The organism is Kitasatospora sp. NBC_01560 (genome assembly GCF_045208415.1).
Taxonomy (GTDB): Bacteria; Actinomycetota; Actinomycetes; order Streptomycetales; family Streptomycetaceae; genus Kitasatospora.
In genome coordinates, this window is the sequence record NZ_CP109364.1 from 5,662,297 (window position 1) to 5,686,919 (window position 24,623).

At 73.5% G+C, this 24,623-nt stretch carries 22 protein-coding genes; 10 read left to right on the forward strand and 12 right to left on the reverse strand.

Annotated elements, in window-relative coordinates:
• Positions 1 to 54: 54 nt before the first annotated feature.
• The gene (locus OH807_RS24780) at positions 55 to 669 is read right to left on the reverse strand and encodes a TetR/AcrR family transcriptional regulator (RefSeq protein ID WP_406202640.1); all 615 of its coding nucleotides are present in this window, start codon (positions 667 to 669) and stop codon (positions 55 to 57) included.
• Positions 670 to 895: 226 nt separating this feature from the next.
• On the opposite strand from OH807_RS24780, the gene OH807_RS24785 reads away from it, so the two are divergent.
• Entirely contained in the window at positions 896 to 3,094 is a 2,199-nt protein-coding gene (locus OH807_RS24785) for an MMPL family transporter (protein WP_406202642.1), read from the forward strand.
• Positions 3,095 to 3,190: 96 nt separating this feature from the next.
• Here OH807_RS24785 and OH807_RS24790 read toward each other — a convergent pair whose 3' ends face one another.
• The 3 genes from OH807_RS24790 to OH807_RS24800 form a co-directional block, all read right to left on the reverse strand.
• Positions 3,191 to 5,017: a SpoIIE family protein phosphatase gene (locus OH807_RS24790; RefSeq protein WP_406202644.1), complete on the reverse strand. Its 1,827-nt coding sequence runs from the start codon at positions 5,015 to 5,017 to the stop codon at positions 3,191 to 3,193.
• A 203-nt stretch (positions 5,018 to 5,220) separates the two neighbouring features.
• Positions 5,221 to 5,994 carry a class I SAM-dependent methyltransferase gene (locus OH807_RS24795; protein ID WP_406202646.1) on the reverse strand — a complete coding sequence of 258 codons (774 nt, stop codon included), beginning with the start codon at positions 5,992 to 5,994 and terminating at the stop codon, positions 5,221 to 5,223.
• Between the two features lie 564 nt (positions 5,995 to 6,558).
• Positions 6,559 to 9,540, reverse strand: coding sequence for an AfsR/SARP family transcriptional regulator (locus OH807_RS24800; protein ID WP_406202648.1), 2,982 nt, complete (start codon positions 9,538 to 9,540; stop codon positions 6,559 to 6,561).
• A gap of 215 nt (positions 9,541 to 9,755) precedes the next feature.
• Between OH807_RS24800 and OH807_RS24805 the strand changes: the two genes are divergently transcribed.
• The gene (locus OH807_RS24805) at positions 9,756 to 10,007 is read left to right on the forward strand and encodes a hypothetical protein (RefSeq protein WP_406202650.1); all 252 of its coding nucleotides are present in this window, start codon (positions 9,756 to 9,758) and stop codon (positions 10,005 to 10,007) included.
• A gap of 118 nt (positions 10,008 to 10,125) precedes the next feature.
• On the opposite strand, the gene OH807_RS24810 is transcribed toward OH807_RS24805, so the two are convergent.
• Complete coding sequence (locus OH807_RS24810; RefSeq protein WP_406202652.1) at positions 10,126 to 10,494, reverse strand: hypothetical protein; 369 nt, start codon at positions 10,492 to 10,494, stop codon at positions 10,126 to 10,128.
• Between the two features lie 212 nt (positions 10,495 to 10,706).
• Between OH807_RS24810 and OH807_RS24815 the strand changes: the two genes are divergently transcribed.
• On the forward strand, positions 10,707 to 11,465 hold the full coding sequence (locus OH807_RS24815) for a GntR family transcriptional regulator (protein WP_406202654.1): 759 nt from the start codon (positions 10,707 to 10,709) through the stop codon (positions 11,463 to 11,465).
• A 189-nt stretch (positions 11,466 to 11,654) separates the two neighbouring features.
• Here the strand turns inward: OH807_RS24815 and OH807_RS24820 are convergent, their stop codons facing one another.
• On the reverse strand, positions 11,655 to 13,322 hold the full coding sequence (locus tag OH807_RS24820) for a fumarate hydratase (RefSeq protein ID WP_406202656.1): 1,668 nt from the start codon (positions 13,320 to 13,322) through the stop codon (positions 11,655 to 11,657).
• A gap of 214 nt (positions 13,323 to 13,536) precedes the next feature.
• Between OH807_RS24820 and OH807_RS24825 the strand changes: the two genes are divergently transcribed.
• Entirely contained in the window at positions 13,537 to 14,232 is a 696-nt protein-coding gene (locus OH807_RS24825; RefSeq protein ID WP_406211160.1) for a DUF1707 domain-containing protein, read from the forward strand.
• Between the two features lie 259 nt (positions 14,233 to 14,491).
• Positions 14,492 to 14,878: a WhiB family transcriptional regulator gene (locus tag OH807_RS24830; protein ID WP_406202658.1), complete on the forward strand. Its 387-nt coding sequence runs from the start codon at positions 14,492 to 14,494 to the stop codon at positions 14,876 to 14,878.
• A gap of 184 nt (positions 14,879 to 15,062) precedes the next feature.
• On the opposite strand, the gene glpX is transcribed toward OH807_RS24830, so the two are convergent.
• Positions 15,063 to 16,103, reverse strand: a complete 1,041-nt coding sequence (gene glpX, locus OH807_RS24835; protein ID WP_406202660.1) for a class II fructose-bisphosphatase — start codon at positions 16,101 to 16,103, stop codon at positions 15,063 to 15,065.
• A gap of 247 nt (positions 16,104 to 16,350) precedes the next feature.
• On the opposite strand from glpX, the gene OH807_RS24840 reads away from it, so the two are divergent.
• Entirely contained in the window at positions 16,351 to 16,866 is a 516-nt protein-coding gene (locus tag OH807_RS24840; RefSeq protein ID WP_406202662.1) for a DUF4245 domain-containing protein, read from the forward strand.
• A gap of 126 nt (positions 16,867 to 16,992) precedes the next feature.
• On the opposite strand, the gene OH807_RS24845 is transcribed toward OH807_RS24840, so the two are convergent.
• Positions 16,993 to 17,595: a malonic semialdehyde reductase gene (locus OH807_RS24845; RefSeq protein WP_406202664.1), complete on the reverse strand. Its 603-nt coding sequence runs from the start codon at positions 17,593 to 17,595 to the stop codon at positions 16,993 to 16,995.
• Positions 17,596 to 17,774: 179 nt separating this feature from the next.
• Positions 17,775 to 18,029, reverse strand: coding sequence for an exodeoxyribonuclease VII small subunit (locus tag OH807_RS24850; protein ID WP_406202666.1), 255 nt, complete (start codon positions 18,027 to 18,029; stop codon positions 17,775 to 17,777).
• A 90-nt stretch (positions 18,030 to 18,119) separates the two neighbouring features.
• On the opposite strand from OH807_RS24850, the gene OH807_RS24855 reads away from it, so the two are divergent.
• Positions 18,120 to 18,611: a GNAT family N-acetyltransferase gene (locus tag OH807_RS24855; RefSeq protein ID WP_406202669.1), complete on the forward strand. Its 492-nt coding sequence runs from the start codon at positions 18,120 to 18,122 to the stop codon at positions 18,609 to 18,611.
• A 101-nt stretch (positions 18,612 to 18,712) separates the two neighbouring features.
• On the opposite strand, the gene xseA is transcribed toward OH807_RS24855, so the two are convergent.
• Both xseA and OH807_RS24865 read right to left on the reverse strand, forming a co-directional pair.
• A complete protein-coding gene (gene xseA, locus OH807_RS24860) occupies positions 18,713 to 19,954 on the reverse strand; it encodes an exodeoxyribonuclease VII large subunit (RefSeq protein WP_406202671.1) in 1,242 nt (413 codons plus the stop codon).
• A 10-nt stretch (positions 19,955 to 19,964) separates the two neighbouring features.
• Positions 19,965 to 21,308, reverse strand: a complete 1,344-nt coding sequence (locus OH807_RS24865) for an APC family permease (protein ID WP_406202673.1) — start codon at positions 21,306 to 21,308, stop codon at positions 19,965 to 19,967.
• Positions 21,309 to 21,395: 87 nt separating this feature from the next.
• Between OH807_RS24865 and OH807_RS24870 the strand changes: the two genes are divergently transcribed.
• Together OH807_RS24870 and ppgK are read left to right on the forward strand one after the other, a co-directional pair.
• Positions 21,396 to 22,370, forward strand: coding sequence for a 4-hydroxy-3-methylbut-2-enyl diphosphate reductase (locus OH807_RS24870; RefSeq protein WP_406202675.1), 975 nt, complete (start codon positions 21,396 to 21,398; stop codon positions 22,368 to 22,370).
• 177 nt (positions 22,371 to 22,547) lie between these two features.
• Positions 22,548 to 23,294 (forward strand): polyphosphate--glucose phosphotransferase, encoded by a 747-nt coding sequence (gene ppgK / locus OH807_RS24875; RefSeq protein ID WP_406202677.1) that lies wholly within the window; start codon positions 22,548 to 22,550, stop codon positions 23,292 to 23,294.
• Between the two features lie 60 nt (positions 23,295 to 23,354).
• Here ppgK and OH807_RS24880 read toward each other — a convergent pair whose 3' ends face one another.
• Positions 23,355 to 24,050 carry a DUF6542 domain-containing protein gene (locus tag OH807_RS24880; protein WP_406202679.1) on the reverse strand — a complete coding sequence of 232 codons (696 nt, stop codon included), beginning with the start codon at positions 24,048 to 24,050 and terminating at the stop codon, positions 23,355 to 23,357.
• A gap of 115 nt (positions 24,051 to 24,165) precedes the next feature.
• Between OH807_RS24880 and OH807_RS24885 the strand changes: the two genes are divergently transcribed.
• Positions 24,166 to 24,558, forward strand: a complete 393-nt coding sequence (locus OH807_RS24885) for a glyoxalase (protein ID WP_406202681.1) — start codon at positions 24,166 to 24,168, stop codon at positions 24,556 to 24,558.
• Positions 24,559 to 24,623 lie beyond the last annotated feature (65 nt).

The following is a 24,623-nucleotide window of genomic DNA, read 5'->3' on the forward strand; positions in this document are numbered from 1 at the left end:
CCCGGCCGCCGTTCGCAGCAGGGCCGGGCCGGCGGTGGTCGGGCGGGCAGGTGCTCAGGCGGCCGGGAGGCAGAGCCGGACGGTGGTGCCGACGAGCAGGTCCAGCGCGCGCAGCGCCGCCTCGTCGGGCTGCTCGTGGCCGGCCCCGAGGACGAGGTGGCGCCCGCACAGCCCGTCGAAGCCCGCCAGGAACTGGATGGCGATGTCCTGCGCGGGCAGCGCCAGCGTCAGGCCGTGCGCGTCGGCGAGGGCGGTGAGCATGCCGGACGCGATCCGCTCGGTCTCGTCCTGGAGGCCGCGGATGATGTCGCGCAGCTCCGGGTCGCGCATGGCGAGCGTCTCGACCTCGGCGAGCAGGATGCACCGGCCCGGTTCGGCGACGGTGCTGGTCCAGAGTGCGTGCACCAGCGTCCGGACCTGCTCGCCGAAGGTGCCGTCCCCCGGGGCGGCGGCGTGCACCTGGTCGATGAAGTCGGCCATCAGCTGCTCGGCCACGGCCCGGTAGAGGTCCTTCTTGGTGCCGAAGGTGTAGTGCACCGTCGCCTGTGCCACGCCCAGCTCGGCCGCGATCGCGCGGGTGCTGCCGGCGGCCAGGCCCTCACGGCTCATCAGCTCGATGGCGGCCTGGACCAGCTGGGGGCGTCGCTCGGAGGCGGGGACATGGGCCATTGGGTCAGGGTATCGCCACGGTCGGATAACCAGGTCGGATGAACCTGTCACATGATCCTGTCGCTCGACTTTGTCACTTGAACAACTTGCGCGTACGGTGGTGCGCGAGCCGTCCGGGCACCTGTCGGCAGGTGCCGGCGGGCGTCTGCGCGCACCTGCCGCACGGGCGGCACCGAGCGACGAGACCGATCCGACCGATCCGACCGATCCGACCGAGGGGTCACCCATGGCCACGTACCTCTACCGACTGGGCCGCTACTGCTACCGGCGAAGGCGCGCCGTGCTGGCCGTCTGGATCGCCGTGCTGATCACGGTCGGCGGCGCCGCGGGAGCGTTCGCCGGGAAGACCAGCGACGAGTTCAAGGTGCCGGGCACCGAGGCGCAGGCCACCCTGGACCGGATCAAGGACACCTTCCCCCAGCAGGCCCACGGCTCCGCACAGGTGGTCTTCGCCGCCGGCCCCGGTGGCATCACCGCCCCGGAGGCGGCCAGGGCCGTCAGCGAGGCGGTCGGCCGGATCGCCGCCACCCCCGGCGTCGCCGCCGCACCCGACCCCTACGCCACCCACGCGGTGTCACCGGACGGCAGCGTGGCGATCGGCCTGGTCTCCTTCGACCGCGTCCTCGGGGACATCACCGACCAGCAGCGCGACGCGGTGAGGGCGGCCGCCGAACCGGCCCGCGCGGCCGGGCTGACGGTGGCCTTCGGCGGGGACGCGTACAACCGGATGGCGCAGGTCGACGGCGGCGAGGCGGTCGGGCTCGCGGTCGCCGGCGTGGTGCTGGTGGTCACCCTGGGCTCGCTGGTCGCCGCCGGACTGCCGCTGCTGACCGCGCTGGTCGGGATCGGCGTGGCGATGGCCGGGCTGCTGGCGCTCTCCGGCCCGTTCGAGATCATCACCACCGCGCCGGTGCTGGCGCTGATGGTCGGTCTGGCCGTCGGCATCGACTACGCGCTCTTCATCCTCTCCCGGCACCGCCGCCACCTCGCCGAGGGGCTGGAGCCGGGCGAGGCCGCCGCCCGCGCCAACGCGACGGCCGGCAGCGCGGTGGTCTTCGCCGGCCTGACCGTGGTGGTCGCCCTCGCCGGGCTCGCCGTCGCGGACGTGCCGTTCCTGACCGTGATGGGCCTGGCCGCCTCCGGGGCCGTCGTGGTGGCGGTGCTCGTCGCGATCACCCTGCTGCCCGCGCTGCTCGGCTTCGCGGGCCGGGCCGTCGACCGGCTGCCGGTCCGGCGGCGGGCGCCGCGGGCGGCCACCGGCCGGACGACCCTCGGCGAGCGCTGGGCGACCTTCGTGGTGCGCCGCCCGCTGGCCGTCCTGCTCGCCGGGCTGACCGCGCTGATCGCCCTCGCCGTCCCCGCCGCGAGCCTGAGCCTCGGCCTGCCCGGCGGCGGCTCGCAGGCCACCGGCACCGACGCCCGCAAGGCGTACGACCTGATCGGTGACAGCTTCGGCCCGGGCTTCAACGCGCCACTGGTGGTCGTCGTCGACGCCGGGGGCGCGGCGCGGCCCGAGCAGGCGGTGCAGGGCGTCGCGGAGAAGCTGTCCGGGCTCCCGGGCGTGCAGACGCTGCTGCCGCCGGCCCTCGACGCGCCGAGCCGCACCGCGCTGCTGACCGTCATCCCGCACACCGGCCCGGACCACGCCGGCACCAGGACGCTGGTCACCGAGATCCGCGACCAGCGCGACGCGCTGCAGTCCGCGACCGGCGCGCGGATCGCCGTCACCGGCACCACCGCGGCCAACATCGACGTCTCGGCCAAGCTCGGTGATGCGCTGCCGCCGTTCGTCGCGGTGATCGTCGGCATCGCGGTGGTGCTGCTGGCGCTGGCCTTCCGCTCGGTCCTGGTGCCGCTGAAGGCGGTGGCGGGCTTCCTGCTCAGCATCACCGCCTCGCTCGGGGCCGTGGTCGCCGTCTACCAGTGGGGGTGGCTGGACGGCGTGATCGACGTGCCCAGGGTCGGCCCGGTGGTGAGCTTCGTGCCGATCCTGCTGATCGGGGTGCTGTTCGGGCTGGCGATGGACTACGAGCTCTTCCTGGTCTCCGGGATGAAGGAGCACCACGTGCACGGCATGGCGCCGCGGGACGCGGTGGTCGCCGGGGTGAAGAACGGCGCGCGGGTGGTCACGGCGGCGGCGCTGATCATGGTCTCGGTGTTCGGCAGCTTCGTCTTCGGCCACGACCCGATCGTCCAGCCGATCGGCTTCGCGCTCGCGGTGGGCGTGCTGGTGGACGCCTTCGTGGTGCGGATGGCCCTGGTGCCGGCCGCGATGGCGCTGTTCGGCGGGGCCGCCTGGTGGTTCCCGAAGCGCCTGGAGAAGGTGGTGCCGCGGGTGGACATGGAGGGCGAGCAGCTGATGGCCCGGCTGGCGGAGCAGGCGCGGCAGGAGCCCGCGCGGGCGGCCGAGCCCGAGCGGGTCTGACCCCCGGACCGGCCCTGACACCCCGGACCGGCCACGACGGACGGAACGGCTGAACGACCGAGCGGCCCCGGCGACGATCGCCGGGGCCGCTCCGCGCTACGGCAGCCGCTGCTCGAACCAGACCACCTTGCCGGTGCCCAGCCGGGTGGCGCCCCAGCGCTCGGCGCAGCGGGCCACTATCTGCAGCCCGCGGCCGCGCTCGTCCTCCGGCCCGGTGCGGCGCGGCCGCGGCAGCAGCGGGCTGTCGTCCCCGACCTCGCAGCGGAGCCGGGAGGTGCGCACCAGACTCAGGGTGACCGGCCGGGTGGCGTGCTGGACGGCGTTGGTCACCAGCTCGCTGACCATCAGCTCGGTGGCCTCGCTGAGCTCTTCGAGCCCCCAGCGGCGCAGGGTGTGGGCGGCCAGCCGGCGGGCCCGCCCCGGGGTCTCGTTGCGCGGCTGGAGGTACCAGTGCGCGACGTCCCCGGCCGGGATACCGTCGAAGCAGGCGGCGAGCAGCGCGATGTCGTCCCCGCGGTCGCCCGGCGGCAGGATCCGCAGGGCCTCCTGGCAGAGCTGCTCGGGCGCCTGCGGGTGCACGGTGGCGAGCCGGGCGCGGAGCAGCTCCAGCCCGTCGCTGAGCGGGCGGGTGCGGGTCTCCACCAGGCCGTCGGTGAACAGCAGCAGCGCGGAGCCGGGCGGCGCGGGCAGTTCGACGGAGTTGAAGTCGACCCCGCCGACGCCGATCGGCGCGCCCGAGTCCAGCTCCAGCAGTTCGGCCGTGCCGTCCGGCCGGACCAGCACCGGCGGTACGTGGCCGGCGTTGGCGAGCACCACCCGGTTGGCGATCGGGTCGTAGACCGCGTACACGCAGGTGGCCAGGTGCTGTTCGCGGCCGAGCCGCTGGGCCTGCTCGTCCAGGTGGTAGAGCACCTCGTGCGGGGGCAGGTCGAGTGCGGCCAGGGTCTGTGCGCTGGTGCGGAGTTGGCCCATGATCGCGGCCGAGGTGAGCGAGTGGCCCATCACGTCGCCGACGATCAGCGCGACCCGGTTGCCGGGCAGCGGTACGGCGTCGTACCAGTCGCCGCCGACCTGTGCGCCGCGTTCGCCGGGCAGGTAGCGCTGGGAGAGCCGGACGCCGTGCGGCTGGGGGAGGCGCAACGGCAGCATGCTGCGCTGGAGTTCGTTGGCTATCTCCCACTCGCGGGCGTACCGCAGCGCGGTGTCGACGGCCAGGCCCGCCTGGGTGGCGAGGTGGGCGGCGGTCGCGGTGTCGGCGGCGTCGAAGCCGGGGCGGCCGGTCTTCTCGGGCGGCCGGCGGATCAGCACCAGCAGGCCGAGGACGGCCTTGCGTCCGCGCAGCGGCACCACGAGGACGGAGCTGCCGGCGCCCAGCCGGGCCAGCCCCCGGGAGCCGTACAGCTCGCGGAGCAGGGCCTCCGTCCGTTCGGCGCCGGGGGTTCCGAGCACGGCGGCCTCGGCAGGGCGGCGGCTGAGCAGGGCGTGGGCGAGGGCGCCGCCGCGGTTGATCGGGGTGGCCGGCCCGGTGTCGGCGGTCGAGCGTGCGCCGTACCGGGTGCCGAAGCGGTTGGAGTAGCGCGCGGACCGGTGGTCGTCGCTGCTGGGGCGGCCGCGGCGGCCGAGGCGGGTGCCCTGGCTGTGGTGGATCCGCAGCTCGTCGGGGAAGCCGGGTTCGCGTTCGACGTTGGGCAGCGGGTCGCGCAGGTGCACCACGGCGGCGTCGGCCAGGGTCGGGATCAGGACCCGGCAGATGTTGCGCAGGGTGGCGGCGAGGTCGAGCGCGCTGTTGATCCGCCGGGTGGCGGACTCCAGGTAGCCGAGCCGCTCGGCGACCCCGTCGGTCTCCGACCGGGCCGGCGGGGTGGGCGTGCCCGAAAGGGCCGGCACGTCCGCCGGGGCCGGTGTGCCCGAAAGGGCGGGCACGTCCGGCACTTCGGTAGAGGCGGAGGCAGCGGCCGAGGCGGCGGCAGCGGCGGTGGCCGCGAACGGGTCCGTGCCCGGCGGCGGCGGGCGGCGCGGGCTCGGTACGGCAGGCGGCTGTCCGGCCTCGGATTTGAGCTGGTCGCGCACGGCTGCCTGTCCTGGGGGGTGGTGGGGAGTACTGCCTCTTCTGGGGTGAACCGGGGTCAGCCGACGCGTCGACAGCACAGGAACAGCTGTTCCTCCGGCGGCAGCGCGGTACTGGCCGGTGCGTACGAATGCCCCAACTGCTCCTCCACGGCGAACCCGGACTCCACCAGTACCCGTTCCAGATCCTCCCGCAGATACCCGCTGATCCGCAGCTCGCGTCCGAGGAACGGCAGTGGAACGTGATCCAGGTCCGCTTCGACCATACCGAGCGCCAGCAGCCCGCCGGGCCGGAGCAGTGAGCGCAGCCGGGACAGCACGGCCGGGATCTCGTCCTGGGGGAGCAGGATGAGGGAGAAGAAGGCGGTGACCGCGGCGAACCCGCCGTGCCCGCGGGGCCCGAGCCCGGGCACGTTCCAGGCCCGGCCGGCCCGGTCGGTGGCCAGGTCGTACATGTCGATCCGGTGGAAGGCCGGGGCGTGCGGCCCCGGGTACCGTGCGGCGCGGGCCAGCGCGAGCATCACGTCCGAGAGGTCCACGGCGGTGACGCGCATCCCGGCGGCGGTCAGCTGGCGGACGGTCGGGTCACCGGTGCCGCAGCCGACGTCCAGGACGGCGGCGCCCGGTTCGAGGCGGGCCAGCAGCCGGCTCCCGCAGGCGAGCTGTCCGTCCTTGGCGGGGAACGCCTCGCCGTACCCGGCACCGATGGTGTCGAAGGCGACGGCCTGCAGGGCGCGCTCGGCACGGCGGTGCAGCACGTCCGTCCCGTCACCGCTGCCGTCGTCCGCGTCCTCGTCGAGGGGGAACGGGTCGGATATCTGTCCGGTCGTCACGATTGAGAGGCACCTTTCCACCCGGGCCTCCGGTCGGCCGGACGAGGCCGGGCCGCCGTCCTCCCGGCGCCCGCTCTGCCCCGCCGACCCGCTGCCGGTGGCGGTACGTCACGCTCCCCGCGTCACACTGACTGCACTCTGACACATTGCACAGGGACACTCTGCCCCGGGGGAGCGCCGGCGCGCTGCCGTTTCCGGATGCTCCACCGCGGTCCTGCTGTCGTGTGTGTACGGGAATCCGAGAATATGCGTGATCACTGCGTCATGGGGTCCGTTTCCGGCCAACTCGTGACAGTTGGGCGCTGTGACCCGGGTTGTGGAAGCGTGGGGTGGCGGGCCGGGGTGGTGCGGCCGGCGCGCGCACGCCGCGGCCCGGCCGGGTTCCACCGTGCTGACCTGCGGTTTTCCGGCGGCCCGGGCTGACAATCCGACGTTTATCGAACGTCAATCGGTCCGGTGCACAGTGGAGTCCAGCGCCGGGGAAGCGTTGAGGGTGCTCCCGCAGCCGGGGGGCTGCGGGAGCACCGGACGCTCAGGGGGATGCCGCCATCGGGGGACGGCGGCCTACGGCGCGGGGGGAGAAGAGAGGGGCTCGGTGTGCTGTTGGGAGATGAGGTCCGCCACGGGGGAGGCCTCCGGCACACCGAGCCGCGTGAAGACCGCGTGCGCCTCCTGGAGGCAGGCCAGTCCGCGGGCCGGCTGCGCCAGGCCGAGCAGCGCCTCGCCCAGCGCCGCGTTGGCGAGGCCCTGGCAGTAGGCGGAGTCCATCTCCCGTCCGATCGCCAGTGACTCCTCGGCCGCCTCCGCAGCGTCGGCGTGCTGGCCGGCCGCGAGCAGGCTGACGCCGAGGCGGGCCAGCGTGTAGCCCTCACGGAGGCGGTTCTGCTGGGAGCGGTAGAGCCGGTTCGCCTCGTGGAGGTGCGCGACGGCGGTGCCGGGCGCGCCGCCGGAGGAGAGCACGACGCCGAGCTGGTACAGCGTGTCGGCCAGGCAGGGGCCGTTCTTCGAGGCCCGGGCGCTGGCCACCGCCTCGGTGGCGGAGCGGACGGCGGACTGCGCGTCCCCGACGTCGAGCTGGGCCCGGGCGATGTTGCCCAGCAGCCGGGCCTCGCCGATCGGGGCGCCCACCACCCGGCTGATGGCGAGGGCCTGTTCGAAGAAGGGCAGCGCCTCGGCCGAGCGGTCGGCGACGCTGAGGATGATGCCCAGGGTGTTGGTGGCCATCGACCGCAGGATGGTCACGTCCTCGCTGTCCTGCAGGCTCAGGCTCTTCAGCAGCGACTGCTCGGCGCTCTGGAAGTCGTTGGTGACCGACTGCAGGGTGCCGAGGGCGAAGTGCACCCGGGCCAGCACGGCGGCGTCCCCGTACGACTCGGCGTTGCGGTCGGCGATCTCCAGCATCCGCCGGACGCGGGGGCCGTGGGTCGGGTCCTCGACCAGGCTGTCCAGGACGATCAGCAGGTCGACGGCCGGCCGCAGCAGCTCGCTCGGCCCGCGGACGGCGGCCTCGACCAGGCTGAGCAGCAGCGCGACCTCGGCGCGGAGCCACTCCTGGGCCGACTCGCTCGTGGACAGGTCCAGGCCGGGGGAGCTCAGACCGTTGAGCGGTTCCGGCAGTTGGTCGTCCGGCTCGATGGCCCGGGCGGCGTTGCGGACGGTGGGGAGCAGCAGGTCGAGCAGCCGTCGCACGGCGGCGTGCTGTTCCTCGACATCGCCGATCCGCTCGTTCTGGCGCTGCGCGTAGAGCCGCAGGAGGTCGTGGTAGCGGTAGCGGCCGGGAGTGAAGCACTCCAGCATGTTCGCCTCGACGAGTGCCTCGGCGAGGTCCTCGGCGGGATCCTCCTCGACGCCCAGCAGGGCGGCCACGGAGGAGAGCGGGAGGTCGGGGGCGTCGATCAGGGAGAGCAGTCGAAAGGCCCGCGCCTCGGGGGCGGAGAGCTGTCCGTAACCGAGGCCGATGGTGGTCTCCACCGCCAGGTTGCCGAGCTGGAGCTCGTCCAGCCGACGCCGTTGGTCGGCTAACCGCCGGGCCAGGTCGGAGACGCTCCAGCGCGGCCGGCTGGCCAGCCGGGCGGCCGCGATCCGGACGGCGAGCGGCAGGAACCCGCAGGCGGTGACCACGGCCATGGCCGCCTCGGGCTCGGCCGCCACACGCTGCTCGCCGACGATGGCCGAGAAGAGGGTGAGAGCCTCCGCCGGCGTCAGCTCCTCGACGTCCACCAGGTGGGCGCCGGGGATCCCGGCGAGCCGGGACCGGCTGGTGGCGAGCACCGAGCAGCCGGACACCCCGGGGATGAGCGGCTGGATCTGCCGGGCGTCCTGCGCGTTGTCCAGCAGGATCAGCATCCGCCGGCTGGCGAGCAGCGAGCGGTAGAGCGCCGCGCGCTGGTCGAGCGAGTCCGGGGTCTCGGCGACGCCGAGCGCGTGCAGGAAGTCACCGAGGACCACGGCCGGGTCGGCGGGCGAGGCGCCCGCGCCGCGGAGGTCGACGTACAGCTGCCCGTCCGGGAACTCCGACCGCACCCGGTGCGCCACGTGGACGGCGAGGGTGGTCTTCCCGACGCCGCCGATGCCGGCCAGTGAGGTGACGACCACGGCCTGGCCGGTGGCGTTCATCAGCACCGAGGAGAGGTCGGCCACCAGCTCGGTGCGTCCGCTGAAGTCCGAGACGTCGGCGGGCAGCTGGGCCGGCGGGGTCGCCGGCAGCGGCACGTCCTCGCGGCCGGCGGCGCCGACCGGCGCGACGGCGGGCAGGGTCAGGGCCGGGTCGGCGGCCAGGATCCGGGAGTGCATGGTGGAGAGCCCGGCGCCGGGCTCGACGCCCAGCTCGTCGATCAGCAGCTTCCGGGTGTCGGTGTAGACGCCCAGCGCCTCGGCCTGGCGCCCGCACCGGTACAGCGCGAGCATCAGGAGTTCGCGCAGCCGCTCGCGGAGCGGGTGCTCGGCGGTGAGCGAACTCAACTCGCCGACCATGTCGGCGTGCAGGCCGATGTCCAGGGCCACCGCGCACCGCTCCTCGGAGACGGTGACGTGCCGTTCGGCCAGTCGCAGCCGCTGCGACTCCGCGTACGGGCCCGGGACGCCGGTCAGTGCCCGGCCGCTCCAGAGGCCCAGCGCGTCCACCAGGAGGCGGTGCGCCTCGTGCAGGTCCCCGGCGGTGCGGGCCGCGGTGGCCTCCGACGCCCGGCTCTCGAAGACCGTGACGTCGAGGGCTTCGGTCGGAATGCGCAGCGCGTAGCCGTCACTGACCGATACGAGCAGTTCGGCGGGGCGGCGAATTTCACGCTTCGGCTCGATGACGGAGCGAAGGCGGGAGATATATGTCCGCAATGCGGCAATGGCCTGCGTCGGCGGTCGATCCCCCCAGAGTCCGTCGACGAGATCCTGGGTGGTGACGGGCCGGCCGGCGTGCAAAAGCAGTGCGGTGAGGACGGCCTGTTGCTGCGGTGAGCCGAGGGACACCGGCCCGCCGTCGAGCCAGGCCTGTACGGGACCGAGTACCTGGAAGCGCAGCGCCGGTGCGGGCGGCGTCTCCCGAAACTCCATGAAATCCCCCGATGGCCTGTGCTGTCGATTCCGTGAAGGGCGCTCGGCGGTCCGCCGTGTGGTGGCTTCAGCTTAGGCGGAGGGCCGACTCTGCCGGACGAACCGGCAAGCCGCACGATGTTTATCGGACATTTAATCAGCCCTACGATACTGACGGCGTGCCCGCACCAAGCCGGTGGGGCTGAAGACATTTGATGACCGAAAGGCGGCCGCCCATGGCCAACGACCAGCGCGAGACCCCCGCGCCGACCACGGAGGCCGCTGCGGAGGCGGGCAAGGTCGTTGAGGGCGCGGTGGCCGCGTCCCCGGACCAGGCCGAGTACACCGAGCCGACCGCCGACCAGAAGGCCGACCTGGAGGGCGACCTCTTCGGTGGCGAGGCCGACCGGGTCGTCGAGCCCGTCGCGCCGAAGACCGAGAAGGACGGGCCGTACGAGCCGCAGGGCGTCATCGCCAGCCGTCCGTAGCCGTCCGTAGCCGTTCGGGCGTGAGTGCCCCGCACCCCACAGTCCGTGGGGTGCGGGGCACTCGTCGTTCGTGCCGCCCGCCGTCGTGCCCGCCGCGGGCTGCTCCCGGCGCGGGCCGTCATGCGACCTGGCTCTCGTTGAGCCGGGAGTCCTGGTTGCGGGCGGCCAGCCGGGCGGCGAGGCGGGCGCGGTTGGTGGCGGCCGGGTCGGGGGTGGCCGGGTCGGGGGCCGCCGGGTCGGGGACGGGGGCGTCCGTGGTGTCGGCAGTGCCGGCGGCCTCGGCGGCCTCAGGGGCCGGGATCGGGATCGGGGCCGGGGCGAGCTGCCCGGGCCGGGCGGTCCACTCGCGGCCGCCGCCGGCGGGCCGCAGGTAGTGCTCCCCGCCGATGGTGTCCATGTAGATGCCGGTGCGTCCGGTCCTGCTGTCGAGGACGGGTTCGCCCGCTCGGGGTCGGTAGGCCGCGGCGTCGCGGTCACGGGTGCTCACCGCAGTGCTCCTTGCTCCGGTACGGGCGCGGCGGTGGCTGCGCCGGCCCTGGCCCGGCCCTGGTCGCTTTCGTGGCTCGGTTTCTGCTCGGCGACTACCCAGCATCTCTAGAGAAGCTAATATCTCTAGAGATGTCAACGGCCCCGGTCCTATCGGCATACCGGAGGCTGCGGGCGCGCTGAGGATTTCTGGGCGAGACGAGGGAGAAGGCGATGGCCGGCAGCAGTGGCGAGAAGCAGCCCAAGTACCAACGGATCGCCGACACGCTGAAGGCGGCCATCGACGCCGGCGAGTACCGCGCCGGCGACCGCCTGCCCGGCGAGAACGACCTCATGGACGAGTTCGGGGTGGCCCGGATGACGGCCCGGCAGGCCCTCGGCGTCCTGCAGAGCGAGGGCATCGCGGAGGCGCGCAGGGGGGCCGGGGTCTTCGTCCGGGACTTCCGCCCGCTGCGCCGGCGCGGGATCCAGCGGCTCGCCCAGGGGCAGTGGGGCTCGGGCCGCTCGATATGGTCGGCGGACATCGACAACCGGACGCTGGTCGTCGACCAGGTCGCCGTCACCGAGCAGGGCGCGCCGGACCACGTGGCGCGGGTGCTCGGCGTCGATCCCGGGGCGCCGATGTGCGTCCGGCACCGGCGGTTCGTGCTGGACGGCAAGCCGGTGCTGCTCTCCACCTCGTACCTGCCGGCCGGCCTGGTCGCCGGGACGGCGATCACCCGCGAGGACACCGGCCCCGGTGGCACTTACGCGCGCCTGGCCGAGATCGGCGCCAAGCCGGTGCACTTCCGCGAGGAGGTCCGCTCGCGCATGCCCAGCGCGGAGGAGACGGCCCGGCTGGAGCTCTCCGCCGGCACGCCCGTCATCCTGATCTGCCGGACGGCCTTCGCCGACGAGGGCCAGGTCGTGGAGCTGAACGAGATGACCCTCGACGCCGCCTCGTACGTCCTGGAGTACGACTTCGACGCCTGAGGGAGCCGCGGGGGCCGATCCGCTCCTACTGGAAGTCCTCCCAGACGTCCGGATCGAAGTGGACGCTCCTCACACCTCACCGGCCAGGGCTTCGAGTTCCGCCGTCGTCCTGGTGATGCCGGGGCCGCCGAACGCCGCCGCCCCGGGCGCGGGTGGGCGGCCGGGGCGGGGCGGGAGCTGTCGGGGCGGCTACTCCTTGGAGCGCACCCGCAGGCTGGTGATCAGCGGGCCCTCGGTGGTCTCGCGGAAGAAGTCGTTGCCCTTGTCGTCGACCACGATGAACGCGGGGAAGTCCTCGACCTCGATGCGCCAGACGGCCTCCATGCCGAGCTCGGCGTACTCCAGGACCTCGACCTTCTTGATGCAGTCCTGGGCGAGCCGGGCCGCCGGGCCGCCGATGGAGCCGAGGTAGAAGCCGCCGTGCGCGGCGCAGGCGTCCGTCACCTGCTTGCTGCGGTTGCCCTTGGCGAGCATGATCATCGAGCCGCCGGCCGCCTGGAACTGGTCGACGTAGGAGTCCATCCGGCCGGCCGTGGTGGGGCCGAAGGAGCCGGAGGCGTAGCCCTCGGGGGTCTTGGCCGGGCCCGCGTAGTAGACCGGGTGGTCCTGGAGGTACTTGGGCATGCCCTCGCCGGCGTCCAGGCGCTCCTTGATCTTGGCGTGGGCGATGTCGCGGGCCACGACCAGCGTGCCGGTGAGCGAGAGCCGGGTCTTGACGGGGTACTTGGAGAGCTCGGCGCGGATCGCGGACATCGGCTGGTCGAGGTCGATCCGGACGACGTCGTCGTCGAGGTGTTCGTCGGTGGTCTCCGGCAGGTACTTGGCCGGGTCGGTCTCCAGCTGCTCCAGGAAGACGCCCTCGGCGGTGATCTTGCCCAGCGCCTGGCGGTCGGCCGAGCAGGAGACGGCCATCGCGACGGGCAGCGAGGCGCCGTGCCGCGGCAGGCGGACGACCCGCACGTCGTGGCAGAAGTACTTGCCGCCGAACTGCGCGCCGATGCCGATCTTCTGGGTCAGCTCGGTGACCTTGGCCTCCAGCTCCAAGTCCCGGAAGCCGTGCCCGGTCTTGGCGTTGCCCTCGGTCGGCAGGTTGTCCAGGTAGTGCGCGGAGGCGTACTTGGCGGTCTTGAGCGCGAACTCGGCGCTGGTGCCGCCGATCACGATCGCCAGGTGGTACGGCGGGCAGGCCGCGGTGCCCAGCGAGCGGATCTTCTGCTCCAGGAACGAGAGCATGCTCGCCTCGTTCAGGATCGCCTTGGTCTCCTGGTACAGGTACGACTTGTTGGCCGAGCCGCCGCCCTTGGCCATGAAGAGGAACTTGTAGGCGTCCCCGTCGGTGGCGTACAGCTCGATCTGGGCCGGCAGGTTGTTGCCGGTGTTCTTCTCGTCCCACATGGTGACGGGGGCCATCTGCGAGTAGCGCAGGTTCAGCTTGGTGTAGGCGTCGAAGACGCCGCGCGCGATGGCGGACTCGTCGGCGCCCTCGGTCAGCACGTGCTGGCCGCGCTTGCCCATGACGATGGCGGTGCCGGTGTCCTGGCACATCGGCAGGATGCCGCCGGCCGAGATGTTGACGTTCTTCAGCAGGTCCAGCGCGACGAAGCGGTCGTTGGGGCTGGCCTCCGGGTCGTCCAGGATGCGGCGCAGCTGGGCGAGGTGGGCGGGGCGCAGGTAGTGCGAGATGTCGTGCATCGCCTCGGCGGTGAGCAGCCGCAGGGCCTCGGGCTCGACCTGGAGGAAGGTGCGGCCGCCGGCCTCGAAGGTGGAGACACCCTCGGAGGTCAGCTTGCGGTACGGGGTCGGGTCGGCGCCCAGGGGGAGCAGGTCGCTGTACTCGAAGTCTGGCGTGGGAGCCATGGCGGCGGTCCTTAGGTTTCCAGTGTGTCCGGCTGCGTCGGCGAAGCACCCTCAAGGGTAGGACCCACCGAAACGTCGCACGCGGACAGGTACGCCTGCGTGACCGGGGTCACTCGGACGTGCGTACGGGGCTTGCCCGGATGACTAGTCTTGACGCGTGGACAACTCGCCGTCGAGGGACGACCAGGACGACCAGGGGCAGCCGCCCGTACCGATGACCAAGCCCGTGGCCGCGCCGGCCGCCCGGACCGACCACGCCCCGGTGGCGGAGGCCGAGATGAGGGCCTCGGACGCCGACCGCGAACGGGTGGCCGAACTGCTGCGCGACGCCTACGCCGAGGGCCGGCTGGACGGCGAGGAGCACGCCGAGCGGATCGAGGCGGCCTACGGCGCCAAGACGCTCGGCGACCTCGTGCCGCTGACCAGGGATCTGCCGGCGCACCGCGCGATCTCCTTCGAGAAGCCCCCGCTGGGCGCGCCGGGGGAGGGGGTGCGCCCGTCCGGCCCGGTCCGGCTGCCGGCCCGGCAGGAGGCGCCGACCATGGTGGCGATCTTCGGCGGTGCGTCCCGCAAGGGCCGTTGGCGGGTGGGCTCGCAGCTGCGTGCGGTGGCGGCGTTCGGCGGGATCGAGATCGATCTCACGGACGCCGTCTTCGAGTCGCCGGAGGTGGTCATCGAGGTGCTGGCGATCTTCGGCGGGGTGGAGATCAAGGTGCCGGAGAACGTCAGCCTGCACGGCAGCGGCGTCGGGATCTTCGGCGGCTTCGACGTCAAGGAGCAGACCGCCGCCGACCCGTACGCGCCGGTGGTCCGGGTCAAGGGCACGGCGGTGTTCGGCGGCTGCGAGGCCAAGCCGCGCAAGGGCAAGAAGCTCAAGGAATGGGTGCGCAAGCAGCTCGGCGCCGAGTAGGTCCGGCCGCACTCCGGTGCCCGGGCGGGACAACTCCCGCCCGGGCACTCGTCGTTGCCGCGAGTGCAGGCTGTAGTCGATTGCGTGCAGTGTGCATGAATCGCGGTGCTACTGGGTAGTTCCTCTCGCACATCGCTTCTTGTACGGCTGCGCACCGGGAGGCGGCCTGAGGCCGGTCCGGGGGGTGAAGAGCGGGGGCTCGCAGCCGGGCAGGGGTGCGAGCTTCCCCGTGTCCGAGAGCCTCGTCAGGAGTACGGCCGTGCTGCATCCGATCGAGTCCCGCCCCGTATCGTCCGTTGCCGCCGCCCAGGTGCTGGAGCCGCGGCCCGGCCCGCAGTCGCACCCCCAGGGGGACGACGACCCCTGGCACACCGGCGCGGCCTGCCGGCGGGACGAGGTGGGGCTGTTCTTCGCGCCCTCCAAGGAGCCGACGGCGGCCCGGCTCGCGCGCGAGGAACAGGCGAAGCAGGTCTGTGCGCGCTGCCCGGTGCTGCTGGAGTGCCGGGAGCACGCGTTGGCGCAGCCGGAGCCGTACGGCGTCTGGGGCGGGCTGACGGCCGCCGAGCGACGGGTGGTGCTGGCCCGGCGGCGGCGTCGGGAGACGGAGCTGCGCGAGGCGGCCCGGCCGCGCCGGATAGCGGGCTGAGCGCGAGGTCTGCGGGGTCTGCGAGGTACGTGGGGCCGGCAGGGCGTGCACGTGCCGGCCCCGGCGGCCGCGGGTCGCGGTGGCTGCGGGCCACGGCGGCCCCGGTGGGCGGACACGCCCGCGGCCTCGGCGAAGGGGGATTTCGCCGAGGCCGCGGGCGTGGCCGATGTCGTCCGGTCCGGGCTCAGTTGGCCCGGTCGAAGTCGATCGCGCTGTACGCACGGAGCTTGGAGAGCTTGTGCGTGGAGTGGATCTCCCGGATGGTGCCGCTCTTGGAGCGCATGACCAGCGAGCTGGTGGTGGCGGTCTCCTGGCGGTAGTGCACGCCGCGCAGCAGCTCGCCGTCGGTGATGCCGGTGGCGACGAAGAAGACGTTCTCGCCGCTGACCAGGTCGTCGGTGGTGAGCACGCGGTCCAGGTCGTGACCGGCGTCGAGGGCCTTCTGCCGCTCGGCCTCGTCCTTGGGCCAGAGGCGGCCCTGGATGACGCCGCCCATGCACTTCATCGCGCAGGCCGCGATGATGCCCTCGGGGGTGCCGCCGATGCCCATCAGCAGGTCGACGCCGGTGCCCTCGCGGGCGGCCATGATGGCGCCGGCGACGTCGCCGTCGGAGATGAACTTGATCCGGGCGCCGGCCTCGCGGATCTCCTGGACGAGGCCCTCGTGGCGCGGGCGGTCCAGGACGACGACGGTGACGTCCTCGACGGCGCTGCCCTTGGCCTTGGCGACCCGCCGGATGTTGACGGCCGCCGGGGCGGTGATGTCGACGAACTCGGCGGCCTCCGGGCCGGCGACCAGCTTGTCCATGTAGAAGACCGCGCTGGGGTCGAACATGGTGCCGCGGTCGGCCACGGCCAGCACCGCCACGGCGTTGTTCATGCCCTTGGCGGTCAGCGTGGTGCCGTCGACCGGGTCGACGGCGACGTCGCACTCGGCGCCGGTGCCGTCGCCGACCCGTTCGCCGTTGTAGAGCATCGGTGCTTCGTCCTTCTCCCCCTCGCCGATGACGACGACGCCGTTCATCGAGACGGTGGAGACGAGCGTGCGCATGGCCTTGACCGCGGCGCCGTCGGCGCCGTTCTTGTCGCCCCGGCCGACCCAGCGGCCGGCGGCCATGGCGGCCGCCTCGGTGACCCGGACGAGTTCGAGCGCGAGGTTCCGGTCCGGAGCCTCCGGCGCGACCTCCAGCGAGCTGGGGAGGTTGTGCGGGTACTGCGTGGTCATCGTCGTTACCTCTCTGTACGCGACGGCCAGTAAGCGCCCGACTACTGCCTGGTCGAACGCCGTGGTGAGGGTTCTGCGATCGTATCTGCCCACGAGATGACTGTCTGTGGCGCGGGTCGCCACCCGGCCGCCGCCGGTCGGCCGAAAGTGACTGTTTGCCCCTGTTCACCCGTCCGTGGGTACCCCGGGTGCCGGTGGTCCGGACCGGATGAGTCACCATGTGGGGGTGGCTGGAGAGAGCAGAGGGATGAGGGGCCGGCAGACCGTACGGGACATGGTCCTGTCGATGCTGGCGGTCGGCGTCGTGGTCTGGATCGGGTACCTGTTCCTGCCGCACGACGCGAACGGCGACGGCGTCCACACGAAGGAGTACCGGGTGGCCGCCGCCTCGGCGAAGCGTGCCGCCCCGTACCCGCTGCTGTCGCCGGAGGGCCTCTCCGACCGGTGGCGGGCCACCTCGGTGAGCTACGACCCGGCCTCGCTGGGCCGGGGCAAGGGCAACGCCTGGCACCTGGGCTTCGTCACCCCGTCCGGCCAGTACGCGGCGATCGAGCAGAGCGACGTGGCCCGTGACGTGCTGCTCGGCGAGACGGTGGCCGACGGCAAGGCGGACGGCACCTCGGAGGTGGCCGGGCAGTCCTGGGAGCGCCTCCAGGGCCCCAAGACGCGCGCCCTGACCATCCAGAGCGGGAGCGCCACCACGGTGCTCACCGGCACCGCCTCCTACGAGGAACTGGCCGAACTGGCGCAGGCGCTCAAGTAGCAACGCCCCGCCACGGCACCCGGTCCACCGCGACCGGGCGCGCGAACCGGGCGTCGGGTGCGCGAACCGGACATGCAGAAGGGCCCCGCACCGGCCGGTGCGGGGCCCTTCGCGCGCGTCACCGCATCAGACGGTGGTGACGACCTCGTCGTAGGACAGGCGCGGCGAACGGTCGAACCAGGCGGCCTCGCCCGGCTTGCCGATGTTCACCACGGCCAGCACCGAGTGCTCGCCGTCGCCGAAGAACTCCTTGTTGATGCCCTCGGCGTTGTAGCCGGTCATCGGGCCGGCGGCCAGGCCGGCGGCGCGGACGCCGATGATGAAGTAGCCGGCCTGCAGGGCGCCGTTCATCACGGCCGAGGCCTCGCGGACCGGGCGCTCGCTGAAGAACATGTCCTTGGCCTGCGGGAAGTGCGGGAGCTGGTTCGGCAGCTCCTCGTGGAACTCGTTGTCCACGGCGAGGACGGCGACCAGCGGGGCGGCGGCGGTCTTGGCCTTGTTGCCGTCCGCCATGTGCTGCAGGAGGCGCTCGCGGCCCTCGGCGGAGCGCACCAGGACGACGCGCAGCGGCTGCTGGTTGAAGGCGGTCGGGCCGAACTTGACCAGGTTGTAGATGGCCTGGATCTGCTCGTCGGAGACCGGCTCGTCGGAGAAGGTGTTCGCGGTGCGGGCCTCGCGGAACAGCAGGTCCTGAGCGGCGGCGTCGAGTACCAGGGCGTCGGTGGTCATGCTTCTCTGCACCTCATGGAGTGGCGGGGTTCGTCGGTCCGACCGGCCGGGCCGATCACACGTTCACAACATGAGTGAACTTTCAACTGTTCCCCGACCGCCGTGTGAGCTGCGTCACCAGGGGCCCGGCCGGGGCGGACCGCTCCCGACCGCTGCCCCGCGGCTCCCACCGGCCGCCGTCACTCGCCGGCGGCCGGGCCGTCCTCCTCGGCGGCCAGTGCGGCGTCCAGCCGGGCACGGGCGCCGTCCAGCCAGCGCTGGCAGACCTTGGCCAGCTGCTCGCCGCGCTCCCAGAGCGCCAGCGACTCCTCCAGCGACGTGCCGCCGGTCTCCAGCTGCCGGACCACCTCCAGCAGCGCGTCCCGGGCGTGCTCGTACCCCAGCGCGTCGTCCGGCGTCCCCGGCGCGGCCTGCTCCTGCTGCTGATCTGCCATGGGAGCCAGCGTAGGGGCTGGCACCGACAGCGCCTCCCCGCCGGGCAAACCGGGTGCGCCCGACCGCGGGCCGGCGCTAGCCTCCGGCGCATGACCGAGGTCCGACCCGCCGTTCCGGCCGACGCACCCGAGCTCGTCCGGCTCCGCAACCTGATGTTCGAGGCGATGCCCTCCATGGCCGGCCTGCACGGCCCCGGGCCCTGGCAGGCGAACGCCGCGGAGGTGCTGCGCGAGCGCCTCGCCGTCCCGCCCGGGCAGCTGACCATGCCGGCGTTCGTGGTCGACGCCCCGGGCCGGCCCGGCGCCCTGGCCGCCTGCGCGGTCGGCACCCTGGAGCGGCGGCTGGCGGCCCCCGGCAACCCGGACGGCCTGTTCGGCTTCGTCTTCAACATCTGCACCGACCCCGCGCACCGGCTCCGCGGTTACGCCCGGGCCTGCACCGAGGCGCTGATCGACTGGTTCGACGGCCGCCGGGTCGGCCGGATCGACCTGCACGCCAGCAGCGGCGGCGAGGCGCTCTACCGCAGTCTGGGCTTCGGCGAGCACTCCGTCGCACTCTCCCGGCAGCGCTCCGTCCACTGAGCGGGCGGGCGCCGCGCCCGGTCACCGCCCGTCCGGTCACCGCCCGTCCGGTCACCGCCCGTCCGGTCACCGGCTTCCCGGGCCCGGCGTAGTGCTCCCGGCTACTCCGGGCCGTCGGCCGCGGGCTGCCCGGGCGCGTCGGCCACCGTGACGGAGAACCCGCCGCCCGCCACCCGGGCGTGCAGCCCGTCCCCGGCCGTGACCCGGGCCGGGTCGGTCACCACCGTGCCGTCGGCCCGCTGGAGCACCGCGTACCCGCGCTCCAGGGTGGCCGCCGGGGAGAGCGCGACCACCCGGGCCAGCGTGTGCCCGAGGTCGCTCTGCGCGTGGTCGAGCCGGTGTCCGAGGGTGCGCCGGGCCCGCTCCAGCAGGGCCGCCACGTCCTGGCCGCGCCCGTCCAGCATCCGGTGCGGTGCGGCCAGCGCCGGCCGGCTGCGGACGCCGTCCAGCCCGTGCTGCTCGCGGTCGACCCGGCCGAGCACGTACCGGCGGGCCCGGTCCCGCAGGTTCCGGACCTTCGCCAGCTCCTCGCCGACGTCCGGGACCACCCGTTTGGCGGCATCGGTCGGGGTGGAGGCGCGCAGGTCCGCGACGAAGTCCAGCAGCGGCTGGTCCGGCTCGTGCCCGATCGCGCTGACCACCGGCGTCCGGGCCGCGGCGACCAGCCGGACGAGGCCCTCGTCCGAGAACGGCAGCAGGTCCTCGACGCTGCCGCCGCCCCGGGCCACGATGATCACGTCCACCTCGGGGTGCTCGTCCAGCTCCCGCACCGCCGCGCTCACCCGCTCCACCGCGCTGACGCCCTGCACGGGGACGTTGCGCACCTCGAAGCGGACGGCCGGCCAGCGCCGCCGGGCGTTCTCCAGGACGTCCCGCTCGGCCGCCGAGCCGCGCCCGGTGACCAGCCCGATGCACTGCGGCAGGAACGGCAGCGGCCGCTTGCGGTCCTCGGCGAACAGGCCCTCGCCGGCGAGCCGTCGCTTCAGCTGCTCCAGCCGGGCCAGCAGCTCGCCCAGCCCGACCAGCCTGATCTCCGCCGCCCGCAGCGAGAGCTGGCCGCGCGCCGCGTACCACTCGGGCTTGGCGTGCACGATCACCCGCGAGCCCTCCTGCACCACGTCCGCGACCTGGTCGAAGACGGAGCGGAAGCACGTCACCGTCAGCGAGACGTCCGCCTGCGGGTCGCGCAGCGTCAGGAACACCACGCCCGCGCCCGGCCGGCGGCTCAGCTGGGTGATCTGGCCCTCCACCCAGACCGCGCCGAGCCGGTCGATCCAGCCGCCGATCAGCGCGGAGACCTTGCCGACCGGGAGCGGGGCTTCGGGGGAGCTGGTGTTGGCCATGCGTACGAGGCTAGCGGCGGTTGCCGACAGCGGCGGATCCCTGGACGAGCAGGACGACGATCCCCACCGCCAGCCAGACGGCCCCGACGACCTGCGCGGCGTGCGAGGCCTCGTAGACCACCGCGGCGATCACCGCGATGCCCAGCACCGGGACCACCAGGTGCCGCAGCCAGGCCCGTGAGCCGTGCTTCACCACGTACCAGCCGATCACCGAGGCCTGCAGCAGCGCGAACGCGGTCAGCGCGCCGACGTTCACCACGGAGGTCAGCCGGTCCAGGCCGTCGTCCCGGTTCGCCGCCCAGACCGCCGCGACCAGCGTGATCACCGCCGCCACCAGCAGGGCCCGGCGCGGCACCGCGGTGGCCGGGTCCACGGTGCCCAGTGCGCGCGGCAGCCGCCCGTCCCGGCCCATCGCGTAGACCAGCCGCCCGGCCGCCGCCTGCCCGGCCAGGGCCGCGAACGCCGCGCCGATCGCCTTGCTCGCCGCGACCAGCACGTGCAGCCAGTGCCCGATGCCGCTCTCCACCGTGTCGTAGAAGGCCGAGCCCTGGGCGGCCGGGTCGGCGGCCAGCTGCTGCGGGGTCGTCGGCTCCAGCACTGCCGCCAGGTAGGTCTGCGTCATGAACAGCACCCCGGCCAGCGCCAGGCACCACAGCACCGCCCGCGCCACCGCGGCCGAGGCACCGACCGCCTCCTCCACGAAGGTCGCGATCGCGTCGAAGCCCAGGTAGGAGAGCACGGCCACCGAGACCGCCGAGATCACCGCGGTCAGCGAGAAGCCGCCGACGGCGGTGAAGGGCGTGTCCCAGCCGCGCTGCGCGCCGTCCCGGGCGAGCACCACCACGGCGGACACCACGAACACCGCCAGGACGGCGATCTCCATGGCCAGCACCGCCAGCCCCACCACGGCCGCCGTCCGCACCCCGACCAGGTTGAGCCCGGTGGTCACCAGCACCGCCAGCGCCGTCCAGACCCAGCGCGACACGCCCGGCACCAGCGAGTTCAGCGCGATGCCGGAGAACAGGTACGCCACGGCGGGGATCAGCAGGTAGTCGAGCATCACCATCCACCCGGCGACGAACCCCGCGCCCTCGCCCAGCCCGGCCCGCGCGTAGGCGTAGACCGAGCCGGTCTGCGGCACCGCGTGCACCATCTGGGCGTACGAGAAGGCGGTGAGACCCATCGCGACGGTCGCCGCCAGGTAGACCGAGGCCACCGCGCCGTGGCTCTTGGCGTCCAGGACGCCGAACACGCCGACCGGCGCCATCGGGGCGATGAACAGCAGGCCGTAGACCATCAGATCGCGGACACCCAGCGTGCGGCGCAGGCCGCCGGCGTCGACTCGCTCGCTCATAACTTCCAGATTTGAGCATCCTCGACGGATTCCGGCCCGAAAGCGACTCCCGTCGGCGCGGCTCTCCTGCGCCCGTACGATGGAGCCATGTCCAACACCGCGCAGCGCCGTGTCCTGCTCGCCGCCCCCCGGGGCTACTGCGCGGGCGTCGACCGCGCCGTGATCGCCGTGGAGAAGGCCCTGGAGCAGTACGGGGCACCGATCTACGTCCGCAAGCAGATCGTCCACAACAAGTACGTGGTGCAGACCCTGGAGAAGCAGGGCGCGATCTTCGTCGACGAGACGGAGGAGGTGCCCGAGGGTTCGATCGTGGTGTTCTCCGCCCACGGCGTCGCCCCGGCCGTCCACGACGAGGCCCGGGCCGGGCGGCTCGCCACCATCGACGCCACCTGCCCGCTGGTGACCAAGGTGCACAAGGAGGCCGTCCGGTTCGCCGACGAGGGCTTCGACATCCTGCTGGTGGGCCACGAGGGCCACGAGGAGGTCGTCGGCACCATGGGTGAGGCGCCTGACCGGATCCACCTGGTGGACGGCGCCGAGGACGTGGCCAACGTCGTGGTCCGCGACGAGTCCAAGGTCGTCTGGCTCTCCCAGACCACCCTCTCGGTGGACGAGACCATGGCGACCGTCGGCGAGCTGAAGAAGCGCTTCCCGCTGCTGGTCAGCCCGCCCAGCGACGACATCTGCTACGCCACCCAGAACCGCCAGGTGGCCGTCAAGCAGATGGCCCCCGAGACCGACCTGCTGATCGTGGTCGGCTCCAAGAACTCCTCCAACTCCGTCCGCCTGGTCGAGGTCGGCCTGGAGTACGGCGCCAAGGCCGCCCACCTGGTCGACTTCGCCGAGGAGCTCCAGGAGTCCTGGCTGGAGGGCGTCACCACGGTCGGCCTGACCAGCGGCGCCTCGGTGCCGGAGATCCTGGTCGACGGCGTCCTGGCGTGGCTGGCCGAGCGCGGCTACGGCGACGTCTCGACCGTCAAGACCGCCGAGGAGCACCTGACCTTCTCGCTGCCCAAGGAGCTCCGCCGCGACCTGCGCGCCGAGGCCGCGGGCAAGCTGTAACGAGTCGGGCAAGCTGTAACGAGTCACGCCCCGCAGGACCCGGCACCTCCCGAAGGTGCCGGGTTTTCTGCTGTGCGCGGCCGGGTGCCCTCTCGTAGTTTTGTGCACAGGTATGCACAGGCCTGTGGACAACGGTGCCGTGCGCAAGGTTGCGGGTTACGGCGGAGGGCGGTCGTCATGACGGCGGTATTCGGTGTGGACATCGGCGGGTCGGGCATCAAGGGTGCCCCCGTCGACCTGGGCCGGGGCGCACTCGCGCAGGAACGGCACAAGGTCCTCACCCCCCAGCCCTCGGCGCCGGAGGCCGTGGTCGCGGCCGTCCGCGAGGTGGTCAGGCACTTCGACCACCAGGGGCCGGTCGGCCTGACGTTCCCCGGCGTGGTGGTGAACGGCCGGACCAGAACGGCGGCCAACGTCGACAAGGGCTGGATCGGCCTGGACGCCGAAGGGCTCTTCCGCGAGGCGCTCGACCTGCCGGCCACCGTGCTCAACGACGCCGACGCGGCCGGCTACGCCGAGCTGGCGCACGGCGCCGGGCGCGGCCAGGAGGGCGTGGTGCTGGTGCTGACCTTCGGCACCGGCATCGGCAGCGCCCTCTTCGTGGACGGCAGCCTGGTGCCCAACACCGAGCTGGGCCACCTGGAGCTGCGCGGCAAGGACGCCGAGCGGCGGGCCTCCTCGGCGGCCAAGGAACGGCACGACCTGACCTGGGAGCAGTGGGCGGGCCGGGTCGACGAGTACCTCGACCTGGTGGACATGCTGTTCTCGCCGCAGCTGATCGTGATCGGCGGCGGGGTGAGCCGCAAGCACGAGAAGTTCCTGCCGCTGCTGCGCGAGCGGGAGGCCCGGATCGTGCCGGCGGAGCTGCGCAACGACGCCGGGATCGTCGGCGCGGCGATGGCGGCGGCCCGCGCCTCCGCCTGACCGGCGCCGCGGAGGGGAATGGCAAGCGCCGCCGAGGGGGTGGCCGGGCGGCCACCCCGCTCAGCGGGCCCGGTGGAACTGCCGCTGCGCCACGAAACGGGCGAGCACGATGGCGGCCGCCAGCCCGGTGCCCGAGAACAGCCATCCGGCCCGCAGCGCCAGGCCGGTCGCCAGCGCCACCACTTGGGCGGTCACCCCGGTGGAGGTGACCGGGCCGAGCAGCAGCAGGGCGACGGCGAAGCCGATCGGCCCGCTGATCGGCGCGGCCAGCAGATCCGCGTACCGCACCCGGACGGCCAGCTGGAAGCAGACCACCAGGTAGCCGATGCCGAACAGCACCCCGAGCCCGCCGAAGACCAGCCGGTCCAGGCCGGCCACCGCGACCGTCGCCACGAGGGCGGCGACCCCGGTGCCGACGGCGGTGAGCCTGGTCGGCCGTCCGGTGCGCCGGCGCCCGTAGAGACGGCCGTTCGGGCGGCCGTCACCCCGGTCGCCGGTGCGTTCCAGCGGCCGGCCGTCAACACGCTCGCCGGTCCGCGGGCCGAACGGCAGCCGCAGCCGCGGCCGGGCGCCGCCGGAGCGGCCGCGCTCGGGCTGGCCGGCCACGGGGCGTAGCCGGGAGGCGGGGGCCGAGGGCGCCCCGGCCGGCTCGGCGGCCTCGGGGGCCCGCCCCGGGCCGGGGACGGCGGCCCCGGCCGCGCCGTTCGGCGGACGGCGTCTGGGCCCTGGCGGCTGGGTTCGGATGCTCTGCTCCACCCGCCCAACGTACGGTCCGATCATCGCCACACTGTGTAATGGCCGTCGGTACCTTGCTCCGTGTCTTCGAACGGAGTACTGGTGTGATCGTCGCTCAACCCGATCAGGGGGATCCATGGCCGTCGAATTCGCCTTCGAACGCCTGCACCACGTCCAGCTCGACATCCCGGCCGGCGCCGAGGACGAGTGCCGCGCCTTCTGGCACGGGGTGCTGGGCATGACCGAGGTGGCCAAGCCCCCGGTGCCGGCCGCGCGCGGCGGCTGCTGGTTCCGAGGCGGCGGGGTGGAGGTGCACCTGGGCGTCGTCCCGGAGTTCCGGCCGGCCCGCAAGGGGCCCCCGGGGATCCAGGTGCGCGCCCTGGACGCGCTCGCCGAGCGGCCGGCCGCGCACGGGCACGAGGTGGTCTGGGACGACGCCCTGCCCGGCCACCGCCGCTTCCACTCCAGCGACCGGCTGGGCAACCGTCTGGAGTTCCTGGAGCCGCTGCCGGCGGCGGCGGGCGCCTGACCGGCTGCCCGTAGACTGGGGGATCGGCCCGCACGGTGCCGACCCAACTCCTCCAAGCCCACGGG